This is a genomic window from uncultured Lacinutrix sp. (genome assembly GCF_947500325.1).
GTDB lineage: Bacteria > Bacteroidota > Bacteroidia > Flavobacteriales > Flavobacteriaceae > Lacinutrix.
The window spans coordinates 1-504 of sequence record NZ_CANMRQ010000093.1; the positions used below are offsets into that span (position 1 = coordinate 1).

General features: G+C 38.9%; 1 pseudogene. It reads right to left on the reverse strand.

Going from position 1 to position 504, the window contains the following annotated elements:
• Positions 1 to 504: pseudogene (locus tag Q0997_RS20315) on the reverse strand (hypothetical protein); the annotation flags it as partial.

Consider the following 504-nt stretch of genomic DNA (forward strand, 5'->3'; position numbering starts at 1 on the left):
ATCATCTCCATTAGTGACTCTTACATAAATCGTTTGTGGTGTAATACCTGTTCCTAAATTCAATGGATCCTCATTAGTATGCATCGTTGGATCTACTATAGCATTAGTACCCATGATGGCATCGGATTGACTTGTATAGTAACTTGCTGTTACCCCAACTTCGCCATTAATGATAAAGAGTTCGTTTTGTGTTAAATCGAAGGTCTCAATCATATCGCCTGCATTGTTGTCATCACAAAGAATTAAATCGTCTGGATTTGGACTTGGTGATGGATTTGGTAACACACGAATCGTGACTGTGGTAAATGAAAAACAACCGGTATCATTATCTGTCACTCGAATGTAAAGCGTCTGTGGGCCATTCATTGTATTGGTATATGCTGTTGGATCTGCTATGGCATTTACATCGCCTTGTGCATCTGCTAAGCTTTCATAGTAAGTCACTATCCAACTCGTATTACCGTTTACAATCTCTGCATCTTCTACTGTTAAGTCAAATGAGGT